Consider the following 15247-nt stretch of genomic DNA (forward strand, 5'->3'; position numbering starts at 1 on the left):
TAGCTGCTATCTGTATTTATATTTCCTGACGTTGAAAGCTGATAAACATTGAAATCACGCCGATAATACCTGTTGCAGCAACAGAAAGAACGGCAATCAATAGCTCCGTATCGCCTAAATCCATGGAGGATAACGCAAACGCAGCAGACCATGGAATAATAACCGGCCACTTATCTGGGAAAGTAATTCCGGTAACAGCCAAAATTGCAAATAGAATTCCTACTAAAATAGTTGGATAAAACAGCTGCTTCTGCTTTATCCCTACCCATGCCAAAGGTAAAATGACGATTGCCGCCATAAAAGCAGACAACATAAACTTACCCAAAATATCTGTAAATGTTAATTCATAAACAAGAAAAATATTGCGGTACCCAAGAAAAACGATTATACAAGCAACTGTGTACATAATGATGTGCAGTATAAACCAGACAATCAGCTTACTGAACAGGATTGTTGCTCTCGATACCCCGGTAATCCATAAGTTCTTTATCGTTCGTTCTTCATACTCTCTATGAATCAAGTAACCAAGAAGCATCGTACTTAAAAAGAAGGTTACCATAAAATTATTAATCATCATATTTTCAGTCAACCAAATACTTTGCGGCACTTGTCGCGTTGACTCGCTACGCAGAACATCCTTCATCACCGCTAAAAGTGTAAACAAGAAACTTCCCGATAAACAAACAAAAATCAGGGAGCTGTGCCGAAGCTTCAAAAATTCAATTTTAATTGTTGAAAGCATGCTCGTCACCTCCTATAAGCCGGCTAAAATAATCCTCAAGCTGAAAGCTTTGATTAGATACCTCATAGACCATTAGTCCTGCTTTGACAAAGCAGCTTGTGATAATTCCTGTATCTGCTTGTTTCGAATAAATACGCAGAAAATCGTCCTCTGATACCTCATAATCTGAAATGCCTAATTCATCTTCAAGTAAAAAACAGGCACGCTTCACATCAGTCACCTTTATTTTTATGAAATCCCTGTTTCTGTCCTGCAGCTCTTGAAGGCTGACCTCCTCAACTAAATACCCTTTGTTTAAAAATCCGATGACATCCACCATCTGCTCAATTTCTGATAGAATATGGCTGGAAATCAAAATAGTCGTTCCATATTTCTTATTCAGAAAAAGCAGCATTTCCCGTATCTCTTTGATTCCCATGGGGTCCAAGCCATTAATCGGTTCATCTAAAATCAATAGCTCCGGCTCATGCAGTAAAGCTGCTGCAATACCGAGTCGCTGCTTCATCCCCATAGAGAATTCTTTAAATTTCTTTTTCCCGGCTGTATCCAAACGAACATTTTCCAAAACGGTTTTTATTGCTCGATATTTTGTTACACCACGCATCTCAGCCAATATCTCTAAGTTTTCGGTGGCGGTCAGATTTCCATAAAAAGCGGCTTCTTCAATCATCGAACCAGAACGAGTATAGATTGCCGTGCTTTTTTCGGATAGCCTCTCTCCCATGAAATACATTGCTCCGGAAGTTGGCTTCTGTAAACCTAACAATAGCTTCATTAAGGTGGTTTTCCCCGCCCCATTTGGTCCTAAAAGTCCGTATATCTTACCGGCGGGCAGATGAATTGCTACATGATCCAGAATCACGTGACCTTGGATTTCCTTCGTTAATGCTTTTGTTTGAATCATCCATTTCGTCATTCCTGTCACTCCTTTCCTGATAGCTTAAGCTTACCAGCCATTTCTTACAGAAATCTTACTCAAATCATAAAAAATCCTGACTTCCTTTCGTGGAAAAATCGTTCTTTGATAACCAAACCTCAAACATACAGCCTTGATTTTCCTGACTTTTTACAGAAATATTTCCTCCCAAACGCCGAACCAGCTCCTTCGTAATGGCCAATCCCAGACCGGAACCTGACTGAGAGCGGGCAGAATCGCAACGATAAAGCTTTTGAAAAATGAAAGGCTGATCCTGTTCGGAAATGCCAATACCATCATCTTCGATTATTAACCTGACACCATTTCTATCTGATTTTAAACAAAGACAAAGCCTCTTCGCCTGACTATGCTGCACGCAATTATTCAGTAGATTCTCGATGATTCTGGTATAAGCCATTCGGTCAATCATAAATGGCAGAGCCTCTTCCGCAATTTCGAATTGATAGGTCAAATTCAGCTGTTCAAGCAGAGGTATCCAAACAACAGCACACTCTCTGGTCAGCTCGTTCAAGTCATATAGTTTGATATCCAGCGTGTCTGTATACATCTCTTTACTGTCTTCCAGCTTAAACCAAAAAAACAGTTGATCCGTCAATAGCTTCAGCTGTTCTGCTTTTTTCAATACTAATGGCAAATACTCTTGCAGCTCATTTTTCTCTAAGTATCCTTTATCAAAAGCGTCTAAATAGCCAATCAGAGAAGTTAGCGGGGTACGGATATCATGGGAAAGATGATTCAAAAACGTTCGCTGTGACTGTTCCGTTTGTTGCAGCTTATAGATTTCTTCATTTTTATCTGCCAGAAGCTGATTGAGAGAAAAGGCAACTTCTGCTAGAGGTGCATTCTGAGGCAAAACAATCTTTTGCCGAGCATCCTTTACAGTAGATAATTCGGCTAGCACAGTATTCATTGTCTTTAATTGCTGCGTCACTTTTTTCCGATAAGCAAAGTGATAGAGCATTGTCATGACTCCTATAAAAACCAGTAAAATACTCATGTAAAACCACATTTATCTAGCCCCCTTGAATCGATAGCCCACACCCCATACCGTTTCTATTGCTTCCTGCTTTGGAGCTGCCTGTCTGATTTTCAGCCGCAGCCTACTGATACAAGCCATCACAGTATTATCGGAATCCAGATAAGGTTCCTTCCAAACCTGTTGATAAAGCTGCTGCTTAGTAAAAACCTGATTTTTATGCGCCATGAAAAAAGAGAGTAAGCGATATTCAAAATCAGTTAACGCCAAGGGTACATCGTTAACCTTGATTGAGTGCAAAGCTGGTTCCAATTTAAACGCACCAATGGTCTGCACACCTTCTAAAGAGACTGCTGTATTGAAACGAGTAGAACGTCGAATGTGTGATTCAATACGTGCAATCAGCTCTTGGATACTAAAGGGCTTCGTCAAATAATCATCCGCACCTAAACGCAGGCCGGAAACCTTATCTGCTTCATGCTCCTTTGCTGTCAACATCAGTATCGGTACAAAGCTTGATTGGCGGATTTGTTGCAACACATCAAACCCGCTCAGCTTTGGAAGCATTACATCCAGAACAATCAACTGAAAAGCTTCACTTTCTGCAAGCGCCAGCCCCTTTTCCCCGTCCTCTGCCACTTGAACATAATAGCCTTCCTTGGTCAGACACTGCGCCAATAACCGACCCAATTCACAATCATCATCAATAATAAGTATACTTGTCATCGCTCCCACCTCTTCTTTCACATATAGTTTCATCATAAAAAAAATAAGCGGGCTTATCATCAGACTAAAGTCGAATTATAGCGATGAACAGCTAGCGATTTCCTATCCGCGCTGATTTCACTTGGTCAATAAATTGGCGAAGTTCACGGCTTTCTTACATATAGTTTGTAAAAGAAGTCTGATTTCTTCTTTCTTTTGCTTTTTTTCGGCCGGCTACAAGTAGTTATCATTTTCTTAAAGGAGAAACAAGCAGTGACTTGCTTTCCCACCAATTGATGCCCATTAACTGCCTCTTTATTCGCCTTCTCATTTAGTACAGCCAATGCTATACTAAATGACATGGATGGGATAGATATTGCATTAACACTTATAATGACTATCATTTTTTCAGTGGTTTCAACGCCGGTTATCGTGGTGATGCAGGCAATTCTTTATGCCTTGCTTCATAAATCGGAAGCTGTGAACGGCTTGCTGGTTTCAGCGATTGCCGCGCTTTCTCTGAAATACGTCGTCTACTTCGTGCTTCTATGGGGTGGAAATATTCCAAGCGGGCGCATCCTGCTGACCTTCTTAGTACTTGAAATTCCATTTTCACTCTTATACTGGAAGCTTACCTCAAGCCTTTTCAAAAAAACGCTAATCAAGGAAGACGATGAATAGTCAAAAAAAAAAAGAAACGAAGACTTGTCGCTTGCAAGTCTTCGTTTCTTTAATTAAAAAATAATAGCGTAACTATTTTTTCGACAAACAAATCCCGTTGTTCCTTGTTCATCAGGTCAACACCTGTTTCAGCAAGACTTTGCTTCCGTCGTAAAAAGGCCGCTTGAATCGTGTTTACCAGAGTAAAGAGTTGCCCCTCCATGCCAGCTTCAATTGACACAAACGCTGAGAATTCCTTGATACTTTTAGCTGTATTATCAGTTGATTTTGGACTCCTCATGTCTTCCAAAATAGCCATTTCTGAAACTGCTGAATGTCCGAACAGACGATCTGCAAACTGTTGACTAAATGCAATCAAATCTTGTTGTGTGTCACCGGTCCTATTATTTAATACACCCGCTTCCCTCTGCTCTTCAATAATTCGTTCCAGAGCAAGCTCAACCAGCCGGTCCTTGGATCTGAAATAGTAGTTAATTGCACCAACCGCTACATTGGCTTTCTCTGCAATCATTCTTGTTGTTACCTTCTTTATATTCCCGTCAGACTCCTGAATAAGCATCATCGTTGTAGAAATAATTTTTTCTATTACATCCTCATGAATCGTCATAGGAACCTCCTTAAAATTACATCCGCTTTCCTGCTTGGTCTACTCTGTTATATATAAATAGACAACAGTTTACCATGCCACTCTTTACTCATTCACGTTTACAAGGTATCGGATGCTACAATCCTTACCGGTACCATAATTTCTATTTGAGAATAGCCAAGTGCTTTCTCTACATCAGAAGGTGTCATAACGGTGCAAAGGTCATAATGATTTTCTCTCTCATCTAAAATAAAATTTTCACTGTCTGCGATATATCTCTTTATTTCTCCATACACTCTCTGCTCATCTTCAAAGCTGCCGGCGTTTGCTGCCGCACAGGCATAGAGACCGCCTTCCAACTCTACTATTTCCCAAGGGGAGACATCCTGATTGAAATCATCCGGAACAGCGTAGTACCAAATCATGGCATCCTGCTCTCGCCCATACATCAGATAGTCACGTGAATACCATCTATCTACTCTGCTTTCGTCCAGTTTACTCCAAAAAGAATCAAACAACTCCAGCTTGCCGTTTTTTTGAAACGGCTCCTCATTATACGCATATCCGGAAGTTACTGCTTTACATTTCGGTAATCGGATAAACCTGATAGCTTCCATCCATCTCATCCTCCTTCAAATGTTGAACAACGTTTTGAACAACGTTCAAAAATAAGTATATAGCTTAGTATAAGAACTGTCAATCAGATACATGACCAGCTTTTTGCATGCCAGCTGTATTTCTTCTGCGGATTTTGTCCAGGCACTCTTTATTTTCAAGAGCTGCAACTATTCTTTACCTGCTTCAAGCCTTTTTTTCTGTAGATTGTTTTCCGTGAATAATCCCGTTGAAATAGGTATACTGTCAAGGCTGCTGTCAGAAACTCAGCCAATACAAAAGAAATCCAGATACCTTCAATCCCCATTACTTTGCTAAGCAACCAAGCGAAAGGTAAAACTAAAAGCAACTGACGAAGCAACGTAATACTTAGAGAAAAGAAATTACTCCCTGTTGCTTGAAAATAAGAAGCAAAAATATAACCAAGAGAACCAAAAACAAAGCTGAAGCTGATGGTTCTTAGCATACCAACACCAGTGGAAAGCAGGGCACTCTCATTCGTAAACAGCTGCATAATTTCTTTTGGTAACAGCCAGAACAACAATAACCCGCCTATACTAAATATCATTGATAAAAGCAGTGAGAGCTTGAGTGTTTTCAGTAATCGTTCTCTATTTTTCGCCCCATAGCTGTAACTTAGTATAGGCAGCGTGCCTTGAACAAGACCGCTAATTGGCATATAGACAAAGGATTGCAGCTTATAATAAACGCCGAACACCGCAACACCGATTTCTGACACACCTTTTAGAATCAAATTGATGCCACTCACCATCACTGACCCAATAGACAGCATCAGAAATGAAGGAGCACTTATAAGATAGATTTCCTGAATCATTCGCCAATTCCAACTCATCCGTCGAAAAGAAATGGTCAGCTGCTGCTTTTGAAAAACCAATGCGACAACAGCCGTAAGCATGGCAAGAAGCTGACCTATTACTGTCGCAATAGCGGCTCCTTGAATGCCTAACGCGGGAAAACCAAACCAGCCAAAGATAAGAATTGGGTCCAGAATAATATTGGTTATTGCACCTATCAGTTGAAAAAACATAGGAGCAATCATATTGCCGCAGGCCTGTAAAATCTTTTCAATCATAATCTGGATATTCTGTCCAAAGCTAAAAAGAATAATAATACGTGTATAGCTGCCGCTTAGTCTGATTACCTCTTCGTTGTTCGAAAACAATCTCATAAACGGTTCTGATAGAAACAAACCAAGACTTACAATAATCAAGTAATGAACCATGGAGAGAATCAATCCCTGCGCAGCTGCCTGCTCTGCACTTTGCAGCTCTTTATTTCCCATTTTTCTTGCAATATACGCATTGACTCCTGTCCCAAATCCCACAGATAAAGCTAGTATCAGATTTTGTACAGGAAAAGCAACCGATAGAGCAGTCAATGCTTCACTACTAATTTTTGCTACAAAAACTGAATCAACAATATTGTATAGCGATTGAACCACCATCGAAAAAATCGGCGGCAATGACATACTGATGATTAGCGGGAGAATCCTTCCCTGAGCCAGTTTATTTTTTTCCATATATTCCTCCTGTTATAAAGTATTTTTTTTAACAAAAAAAGCCACTTATTCCTACTGTTTGTTTTTCCGGGAAACAGTAAAAATACGTGGCATGTTTATGCATTCATTTTTTATCAATCAATTTTGATTACTCGCACATTTCAATAAATGTTTTAAAGTTTGTCTGCTTGGACAGCTTTCTAACAAAGCTGCCTTCACTAAGTATCTTAACCAGTTGACTGAACAGCTCTTCAAAAGAATTGTCTCGTTCTTCCTTCATCGCCAACAGTAAAACTAGGCGGACACGATTACCGCCCCAGTCAATAGGCTTATCGAGACAACAAACTGCAACAGCATTCTTAAGCGCACTCCGCTGAATCGCATGAGGAATTGCGTAATAATTACCATAAGAAGTGCTAGATAATTGCTCTCGACTTAACACCTTTTCCGTATAGTCTGGTTTGCAATACCCGTATTCTGTCAAATTCCGACAGAGAAAGGTGATAACCTCTTCACGACTTTTGAATGTTTGACCGGGAAAGAATAATTCTTCCTTAAAAAACTGATTAAGGATAGACTCAGATGATTCTCGTTTTTCAAGCAGCGCTTGAATATTTTTAACATCCTCATCACTAAAAAAGGAGTTGTAATGATAGATAGGTGTGTTTGTCGGAGTTGTTAATTCTTCCGTAGATAAAATTAGATCAAGCTCATCACCTAATAAATCCTCCACATCAAAAATAGAGGTCGATTCAATCAGTTCAATTGAGTATTTCGTCATTTTTTTCAGCTTATTTCGAACAAGACGCCGACTCGCGACACCATATGGACAAATTAACAAAAGCCTTCTTTTTTTCCCATAATTAATATTTTCTGAAGCCGAAAGAAAGTGCAAAGCAATGTAGGCAATCTCATCATCAGGAAATGTGATTCCCAGCTCCTTTTGAATAAAATCAGCCGCAAAAACACTCACATTATAAATAAAGGGAAACTTGTTCTTCATCTCTTCAGTTAGCGGATTCGTCAAATACTGCTTCTGTACTGCTCGTTCATACAATGCTGATAAATGGGTAATTAAGTAATCCTTCATACGCTCATCCGCAGAAAAATCAATATGAAACACAAGCGCAATATGTGTCAGCAAATGGTCCACCATCGTAACAAACTGCTCTTCATTTGTCTGGTCTGCCAATATAAATTTGCCCGAATATAGACGGGCAATATAGTATAACTCCTGTGAAGGAATGACAATAGACAGCTTTCTCTCAAGTTCCTTTGTAAATTGTTTTGCCAACTCGTAACTACGCTCATCAATTTGCTTGGTTCGATCAACCTGAACATAACTCCCCTTACTGATGCGTTCAATTAGAACAGCCACATGGAGGATAAAAGAAATCGTTGAAAAATCATTCATCGCGAATTGGTTGCTCTTATGGTAAGAAACGATTAAGCCAGATAGCCGTTTTAAGTCACAAAATTCGAAATAATCAGCATACTTATCCAAACTAAGCTTATGACTCTCTATCTCCTGATTAAGAAAAATATTGAATATTTGCCGTTTTTGCTCCTCTTTCCCCTCAATCAATAAGCGGTTGTTTTTTCGAATAATACATAAGGATTCATCCCTTTGTGCAATCACTCTGTTCAGTTCCTTAACAATTCGATCCAGTGTTGATTCACTGATAAAGAATTCATCAGCCAATTCATAAAAGCCGGTATCCTGTTCATCAATGATTCGATTTAACAATTCAAATTGAAGGTTCTGCGGTTCATCTTCTGTCAGAAATTCATCTAAATGATGGTCTGGGTCCTGAATAAAATATCCTCGGCCAGATTTCGATTCAATAACAGCAGTCTGAAACATATTGTTAATCTGCCGAATGTCATTTCGGACTGTTTTCGAGGAGACACTCAAGGCTTCAGATAGACTGCTCGCCGTCATCATATCATGATTATTTATTAGTCTTTTAATCAATTCAGTTTGCCTTTTTGAGATATTCATATTTCCCTCCTGAAACGCTCGTACTGTTTTCTTCAGTATATCATTTCTACCCATAAAATAACACGTGAATAAGATTTATGTACAAACAGAGAACAAGGTCAGCTCATTTACTGACCTTATTCCTATCTTTATTTTTACCCTTCTGCAGCGGTCTCTCCTGCTGGGGCTGTCTCTTCCTTCGCTTCAGATTCAGCCTCTAAAGCAACCAGATTTTTTTCATACACTTTTAGGAATGGGTAATACATTAAGCCATTCAATACAATCAATACAAATACTAATACAACTGCTCCCAATCCATTGTTGACAGGAAAGCTCCTATTGGGGCCGGCATCTGCCAAGAAAAGACAGCAAAGGTTTTTCCTACAATTCCCCATGACATACACAGATAGGTCACTACACCATTGAAAACAGAGGTAAAGATGAATGGGAAAAAGAAAATTGGATTCAACATTAACGGCGTTCCAAAAATGATTGGTTCAGAGATACCGAAAATTGATGGTAGAAAACCGATTTTCCCAACAGTACTCAACTGTTTCGAACGAGAACGCATCATTAAAAGTGACAGGGCCAAAACAGAACCAGATCCGCCAATAATAACGAAATATGTCCAGAATGGCGTTGTAAAGATGTGTGATAAATCAGAACCCGCCATTTTCTCTGCCGCATTGATTGACAGATTACCATCACGGATTGGTCCTAAAATTCCCGCAAGTGCAGCGTCGTGAATACCGAAAAACCAAAACAGATGAATGAGGAAAATAATCAAAATTGTGAACGGCAGGCTGTCAGCAGCTTTAAAGCTTGGAGCCATAATATCATATAAGAACTGAACGGCTGTTGTTTCCATTGAGTGGAAGATAATGAAAATCACTGAGAAAAATGTCAGTAAAATAAGTCCGGGTACCAACGCCGCGAAAGTCTCAGATAAAGAAGCAGGCACGCTGTCCGGCATCTTGATTCGGCCAATATTTTTTTTACGCATCCAATGATAGCCTTCTACTGTAACAATTGCTACAAAGATTGCCAGCAGAATTCCTCGACCATCCAAAAAACTGATTTCAACCTCTTTGCCATCCCAGCCCATTTTCAGTGGTTCTAAAACCAGCATCAAAAATCCGGCAATTGCAAACATCATCGGCCGTAAGATATCTTCTTTATAGTGTCGGCAAAGATAATAAGTAATTCCTACACAAATGAACAGTGACATCGCACTTAATGTGACCCCGCTAATCCAATTCAGAATCATACTATTTTTTTCCGCAAAATCTGCCCAAGCTAGAATAAATCCGTTAGTGGTGTCTTCTGTAACAGGTGCTGCCTTTAAAATAATTGGAATTGATCCAAATAATGTGATTGGCAGCATTGACATAAACGCATCTCTCGTTGCTTTTAAGTGCCGTTGCTGACTCAGCTTATTGGCGATTGGAGAAATATAACGATCCATTCTTTCACTTAACGTACTAAACCCCATTTTTTTACCCTCCTATCAAGCTTTTGATATCTTCATAAACACCCTTGCCATCCATCATGCCATATTTAACAGGCGAAATAGCCTGTACCGGTACACTGACTGCCTCTTCAATCTGCGGCAGTAGAAAACGAATTTGCGGACCAATTAAGACCAAATCAACATCTGAAAGATAGTCTTTGTATTCAGACTCGCTATAAGCGCTAACCTTCACCGTATTTTCTGAAGCTGCTTCTATTTTCTTTGCAAGGATCCCTGTAGACATTCCTGCATTACACACTAACATAATTTTTTTCATTTTCTTCCGACTCCTTCTCTCATTGAATAAGAACTGGTTACTTACAGGATGGTGGAGAAGCGGCAGCCCCTCCAACAGCTTTATCTATTTCTGCGTACAATTCGCTTAGCAAATTATGAGTTGAACGGACGACGCTTAATCAGTGCTCCCTGACTTTCGATAATTTCCTTAAACCAATAGTAAGAAGCTTTGGGTTTCCTGATTTGCTCTTTGTCAAAATCTACAGCAACAATACCATAACGTTTCTCCACACCATTTTTCCAAGAATAAAGATCAAACGGTGCCCACGCATAGTAGCCGCGTATATCACAGCCAGCATCCATCGCATTCATGATTGCGTTGATATGATCGTTCATAAAGGCAATTCGGTAATCATCATTTACTTGATTCACGGTGACATCTTCACGAACACCGATTCCATTTTCCGTTACATACAATGGTCTTTGGTAACGCTGATAGGCTTCAATCAGTCCATCTTCCAATCCTTTTGGATAGATTTCCGTGTCCCATTCCGTTGTTTCATTGTTTGGGTCTTTGACTTGTTCAAACCAGTTTTTAATCAATACCTTGCTCTCACCTTTTTTCCCGCTGTGATTAAAGGACAGCTGTGTTTCTCCTTCTGTATATGGTTTTACCAGTGTTCTTGAGTAATAATTCAGACCAATGAAATCGACGGTATTTTCTTTAATGACCTTCAATTCATCTGCTTTCATAAAGCTGATATCATGCTTTTTCGCTAATTCAGCAACCAAATCAATCGGAAACTCACCCAAAGCAGCCGTATCTAAAATCCAATTATTACAATAGTTGTCAGCGTAACGCATTGCAATTTTTGTTTCAATCGTATCATCTACTCCATTAACCGGCGTATAGCTGTGAACGATACCAATTTTTCCTTTGTGGTTTCCTTCTCTAAAAGCTTTTACCCCCAAAGCACTAGCATACATAACATTATACGCAGCAATCATCGTTTTCTGTGTATCTTGATACCCCGGTGGATAATTGCCGATTTTATAGCCATTGACGACAAACCATTTTGGTTCATTGAAAGTCGTCCAGTTTACAATCTTATCGCCAAAGCTTTCATAACAAACCTTTGCATAGTGTTCAAAGGCTGAGCAGACCTCATGATTTAACCAGCCGCCAGTCTCCTCCCAATATTGCGGTAAATCCCAATGATAGAGTGTAACAAAGGGCTCAATACCATATTTATGACAAGCATCCAACACCTTATGATAAAACTCAAGCCCTTTTTCATTGATGTCTCCGGCCTGATTCTTAATAATTCTTGGCCAAGCCAATGAAAACCGATAGGAATTCTGACCGCCTTCCTTCATCATCCGGATATCCTCTTCATAACGATGGTAATGGTCACTGGCAACATCGCCATTTTCCAAGTTTGCTTCATGAAGATAATGATCCCACATTGACTCTGCCTTATCGTCTACATTCCAAGCTCCTTCACATTGATAAGAAGCTGTTGCGCCGCCCCACAAGAAATTTTTATCCATTAACAATGGTCTCCTTCCATTTATACAATTCACCTAGCTCACCAATCATATCTACAGCAATATCTGTTGAAGAGAGATGCCCCTCAGCATGGACCAGCAGCAAGTCTACCTCTTTCATTTTTTCCTCTGATGATAGTTTTCGTAACAGCTCTGCATGTGCCTTATGTGCCAGCTTTATTTCCTCTTTTGCTTCTGCAAATTTTTCATCAAATAATTTATTGTTCATTTTCTTTACTTCAATCAGTGCTTCGTATGCACTGCTTTTAGCATTTCCCGCATGCAAAATAATCGCCATGGAATCTAATTCTGTACTAAATTGATTTTCCTCCAGCATAGCATAACCTCCTTGTTCTTCTATACTTACTATAAAACGTTTTCAATCCAACTTAAAATTTTTCTTTTCCACATCCAATGTGGAAACTACAAGCTAAATTCAGTATTTACCACTTTGAATGTGGTAACTATTGAAGCTGCAAAAAAAGCATTCATTCACAACAATAGTAAGCTGTGAATGAATGCTTTAAATGATAACCAAAACAAAATTATTCGTGAGTTTCTTCTTCAGAAATCTCCAGTATATTTTCTACCTCAGTCTCTGTCTCGGTATGAAGTGCAAAACCAAAGCCCTCTTGTTGGTCACTGAAGGTAAAGCTGCTCATTAATGACTCATCCGTATCAGTCGAAGCTTCTGTGTCTTCTTGTGTATCGGCTGTAGACGAAGGCTCTTCCGAAAGACTCTCATCTTGTGCATGATCGCTCTCTTCCACGGTAGCGGTTGATTCCGCTTCTCCTGCTTCCTCAACTACTTGTGGTGTTTCAGATGCAGTTTCTGCTTCTGTCGCAAATGCTTTTGACGGTTGTGGAGGTTTTGGTGCGTTGCCGCCGCTTCCCCTTGTCGTTTGATAGAACGGATCATTCTTACGTCTCTTCAAGACAAAGAGATATCCGCCGAAAACAAGTAGACTGATACCGGAGATACCACTACCTAAAAGCAGTCCTTGAGGCAAGAATACGAACTCTATTTCATGAGTGCCCTCTTCCAGCTGAACCGAAAGAAACGCGTCTCTAAATGGCGTAATCTCCGCTTTCTTTCCATCCACATAAACCTTCCAGCCCCTATCATAAGGAATCGTCGTAAACAGAATCGGATCTTCCTTAGTAACAGTCACGGTGGCTTTCGCCTTCCGCCCACTCACTTCAAAGTCCACGCCTTTGTCCAGAATCGCTTCTGCGGATTCGGTAAACTCTGTCAAATCCAACAACGCGATATCCGGGGTCAGGAACTGGGCCCGAACAGTATCCGACAGCTCAATCGTGTACTCGACCTCGGTCTCTTCCTCATAATAGCCCAAATTGTAGTATTGACCGGTCATGTTAATGCGGGTCTGCTGTTTTACGCCATTGACCGTTAAAATCACCTCGGCCCCCTTCAGGTCATCATAGTTCAACGGATACAGGCTGAAGTACGCCTGCTTGTTCTTCGGAATCGTGGCTTTCCACGTCAGACGCATCGGCTCCTTTTCCTTCTTATCCGTTTTGACATAGGTGACCATCTGATCGGCGTCTTCGATGGTCACATGCTCTGTATCCACCAGCTCCGGATCAATAAAAGTATAGTAGTTCTTCTTCTGATTCGCCAAAAGATTGAATAAGGAAGTCTGATTCTTGCCTGCCCCATCCACATACAAATCACGGTCCGTCATCACCCCAAGAGGCATCGCATATTGGTTTTCATACAGGGCATAGTCCCCGGACTCATCGATTTTCTTAAAGCCGTATTTATTAATTTCTTCCTGAGAAAGATTGTACTTAATCCCTGAAATCATATCCATCAAGATGGTGTTGTTGCGGTAATCATTCTGCAGATTCGTTCCCCAGGAACGATACCCCAGCTCATGCAGGTAAGACAGGGAATTTCGGTTTCGAATCGAGGAGAACATCCCCACCCCGCTATACCCATAATTCAAGCTGTCGTTCTTCGTTAACATATGCATCGTTTCCATGCGATAGAAGGACTCATTGTCCTCTTTGGTCTGTGCCACCAGCCCACTGATATCGTCATAGTGGTACAGGTAACGATTCCGTGCCGGATACACCCATTCTTTTTTGATGCCTTGGAAAATCACATAGGTGTTCACGCCGGCCTCGGCACTAATCAGGCAGAGAAACAGTACCACCCACAGCTTGCCCAGTGTCTTCTTTTTCAAAAAGACCCGTAGGAACAACAGGTACAGGAAGAGAAAGACCAAGGTCATGATAAAAGAGAAGACGGTAATGTAGCGGTAGGTATCGCCAAAGGAGACATAGACCCGCACGCCGACAAAAAGGAACACCAAGCCCAGTACCAGATTGCTCATCCGACCAAAGGAGGCCTTTGACAAGTGCTCCCAGCCGTAGCCTGCCAACAGAATCACTAGAAATGACAGCACAAAGCTGTAGCGGAACAGAAACATATTCGGCGCATGAAGCCCCTGCCAGAACAGGTTCAGCGGTTCAAAGTAAAAGCTGAAAATCACAAAGGCGCCCAAGGCGCTGTACGCCAGCTTTTCCTTTAAGGGAATCTCTTTGACTGTGTAATAATACACACAGAGAATCAAAGACCACAGCCCGATAAAGACAAACGGCGTGGAGCCGAACTGAGTTGTATCATAGACCCCCACAAAGTTTTTCACAAACAAATCCAACACCCCGGTGTCTTCTGTTTTCAAAGACGTAATCGCACTCAGGGCTTCCCCGTTGTTTCTCAAATCCAGAATGGTGGGCAGAATCACCGGCATCGAAGCGCCCCCTGCCAAGAGGGAGGTTCCCAGATAATCCCCCGCCTTGCGTTTCCAGTCACCGCTATCAATCACCAGACGCGTCAGGAAATACAAAAAGGAGAAGAAGCCGACAATAAAGGCCATGTAAAAGTTGGTGACAAATAACAGAAAATAGCTGACAAACAGCACCAGCGGTTTCCGTTGCTCCAGCACCCGATGAATCCCCAAGATGACCAGCGGCAGGTAGACAAAGGCATCCAGCCACATAATCATTTCAGAAAACGCTAAGGCAAAGCTCATCAGCGCATAGGAAATACTCAGCGCCGGATAGCCCCAGCGGGGCAGTTTGAAGGTGCCCAGACTGAATACCGAAAAGGCCAGTCCGGAACAACCGAATTTCAATAAGGTCAAAAAATAAAGAGCATCGGGAATTTGACTGTTGTCAAAC

Annotated in this window: 13 protein-coding genes and 1 pseudogene; 1 reads left to right on the top strand and 13 read right to left on the bottom strand. The window is 40.9% G+C overall.

Features of this window, described 5'->3' with window-relative positions:
- Positions 1 to 16: 16 nt before the first annotated feature.
- The 4 genes from IW510_RS13545 to IW510_RS13560 form a co-directional block, all read right to left on the bottom strand.
- Complete coding sequence (locus IW510_RS13545; protein WP_202060522.1) at positions 17 to 742, bottom strand: ABC transporter permease; 726 nt, start codon at positions 740 to 742, stop codon at positions 17 to 19.
- Positions 726 to 1658, bottom strand: coding sequence for an ABC transporter ATP-binding protein (locus IW510_RS13550; RefSeq protein ID WP_202060523.1), 933 nt, complete (start codon positions 1656 to 1658; stop codon positions 726 to 728). The genes IW510_RS13545 and IW510_RS13550 overlap by 17 nt, the downstream gene beginning before the upstream one ends.
- Positions 1659 to 1722: 64 nt before the next feature.
- Complete coding sequence (locus tag IW510_RS13555; RefSeq protein ID WP_202060524.1) at positions 1723 to 2688, bottom strand: sensor histidine kinase; 966 nt, start codon at positions 2686 to 2688, stop codon at positions 1723 to 1725.
- Positions 2689 to 3381, bottom strand: coding sequence for a response regulator transcription factor (locus IW510_RS13560; RefSeq protein ID WP_202060527.1), 693 nt, complete (start codon positions 3379 to 3381; stop codon positions 2689 to 2691).
- 372 nt (positions 3382 to 3753) lie between these two features.
- Here IW510_RS13560 and IW510_RS13565 point away from each other — a divergent pair, with 372 nt between their 5' ends.
- Positions 3754 to 4041, top strand: a complete 288-nt coding sequence (locus IW510_RS13565) for a hypothetical protein (RefSeq protein WP_202060528.1) — start codon at positions 3754 to 3756, stop codon at positions 4039 to 4041.
- A gap of 49 nt (positions 4042 to 4090) precedes the next feature.
- On the opposite strand, the gene IW510_RS13570 is transcribed toward IW510_RS13565, so the two are convergent.
- The 9 genes and pseudogenes from IW510_RS13570 to IW510_RS13610 form a co-directional block, all read right to left on the bottom strand.
- Positions 4091 to 4648, bottom strand: a complete 558-nt coding sequence (locus IW510_RS13570) for a TetR/AcrR family transcriptional regulator (protein WP_202060529.1) — start codon at positions 4646 to 4648, stop codon at positions 4091 to 4093.
- Between the two features lie 98 nt (positions 4649 to 4746).
- The gene (locus tag IW510_RS13575) at positions 4747 to 5244 is read right to left on the bottom strand and encodes a hypothetical protein (RefSeq protein ID WP_202060530.1); all 498 of its coding nucleotides are present in this window, start codon (positions 5242 to 5244) and stop codon (positions 4747 to 4749) included.
- A gap of 155 nt (positions 5245 to 5399) precedes the next feature.
- A complete protein-coding gene (locus tag IW510_RS13580; RefSeq protein WP_202060531.1) occupies positions 5400 to 6782 on the bottom strand; it encodes an MATE family efflux transporter in 1383 nt (460 codons plus the stop codon).
- A 127-nt stretch (positions 6783 to 6909) separates the two neighbouring features.
- Entirely contained in the window at positions 6910 to 8763 is a 1854-nt protein-coding gene (locus tag IW510_RS13585; protein WP_202060533.1) for a BglG family transcription antiterminator, read from the bottom strand.
- Positions 8764 to 8897: 134 nt separating this feature from the next.
- Positions 8898 to 10234 (bottom strand): annotated as a pseudogene (locus IW510_RS13590) (PTS sugar transporter subunit IIC).
- Between the two features lie 4 nt (positions 10235 to 10238).
- Complete coding sequence (locus IW510_RS13595) at positions 10239 to 10529, bottom strand: PTS sugar transporter subunit IIB (RefSeq protein ID WP_202060535.1); 291 nt, start codon at positions 10527 to 10529, stop codon at positions 10239 to 10241.
- 113 nt (positions 10530 to 10642) lie between these two features.
- Positions 10643 to 12040 (bottom strand): glycoside hydrolase family 1 protein, encoded by a 1398-nt coding sequence (locus IW510_RS13600; protein WP_202060537.1) that lies wholly within the window; start codon positions 12038 to 12040, stop codon positions 10643 to 10645.
- Positions 12033 to 12374 (bottom strand): PTS lactose/cellobiose transporter subunit IIA, encoded by a 342-nt coding sequence (locus IW510_RS13605; RefSeq protein ID WP_202060538.1) that lies wholly within the window; start codon positions 12372 to 12374, stop codon positions 12033 to 12035. Before IW510_RS13605 ends, IW510_RS13600 begins: the two co-directional genes overlap by 8 nt.
- A 208-nt stretch (positions 12375 to 12582) precedes the next feature.
- Positions 12583 to 15247, bottom strand: a 2665-nt coding sequence (locus IW510_RS13610; protein ID WP_202060539.1) for a YfhO family protein, incomplete at its 5' end; no start/stop codon positions are given.

The organism is Enterococcus sp. BWR-S5 (assembly GCF_016745255.1).
In the GTDB taxonomy this organism is placed as follows: domain Bacteria; phylum Bacillota; class Bacilli; order Lactobacillales; family Enterococcaceae; genus Enterococcus_L.

Excerpts from the sequence above, each read along its gene's own strand:
- IW510_RS13605 (WP_202060538.1), bottom strand. The coding sequence starts at position 12,374 with ATGCTGGAGGAAAATCAATTTAGTACAGAATTAGATTCCATGGCGATT.
- IW510_RS13555 (WP_202060524.1), bottom strand. The coding sequence starts at position 2,688 with ATGTGGTTTTACATGAGTATTTTACTGGTTTTTATAGGAGTCATGACA.
- IW510_RS13565 (WP_202060528.1), top strand. The coding sequence starts at position 3,754 with ATGACTATCATTTTTTCAGTGGTTTCAACGCCGGTTATCGTGGTGATG.
- IW510_RS13560 (WP_202060527.1), bottom strand. The coding sequence starts at position 3,381 with ATGACAAGTATACTTATTATTGATGATGATTGTGAATTGGGTCGGTTA.
- IW510_RS13580 (WP_202060531.1), bottom strand. The coding sequence starts at position 6,782 with ATGGAAAAAAATAAACTGGCTCAGGGAAGGATTCTCCCGCTAATCATC.
- IW510_RS13600 (WP_202060537.1), bottom strand. The coding sequence starts at position 12,040 with ATGGATAAAAATTTCTTGTGGGGCGGCGCAACAGCTTCTTATCAATGT.
- IW510_RS13585 (WP_202060533.1), bottom strand. The coding sequence starts at position 8,763 with ATGAATATCTCAAAAAGGCAAACTGAATTGATTAAAAGACTAATAAAT.
- IW510_RS13595 (WP_202060535.1), bottom strand. The coding sequence starts at position 10,529 with ATGAAAAAAATTATGTTAGTGTGTAATGCAGGAATGTCTACAGGGATC.
- IW510_RS13575 (WP_202060530.1), bottom strand. The coding sequence starts at position 5,244 with ATGGAAGCTATCAGGTTTATCCGATTACCGAAATGTAAAGCAGTAACT.
- IW510_RS13570 (WP_202060529.1), bottom strand. The coding sequence starts at position 4,648 with ATGACGATTCATGAGGATGTAATAGAAAAAATTATTTCTACAACGATG.
- IW510_RS13545 (WP_202060522.1), bottom strand. The coding sequence starts at position 742 with ATGCTTTCAACAATTAAAATTGAATTTTTGAAGCTTCGGCACAGCTCC.
- IW510_RS13550 (WP_202060523.1), bottom strand. The coding sequence starts at position 1,658 with ATGACGAAATGGATGATTCAAACAAAAGCATTAACGAAGGAAATCCAA.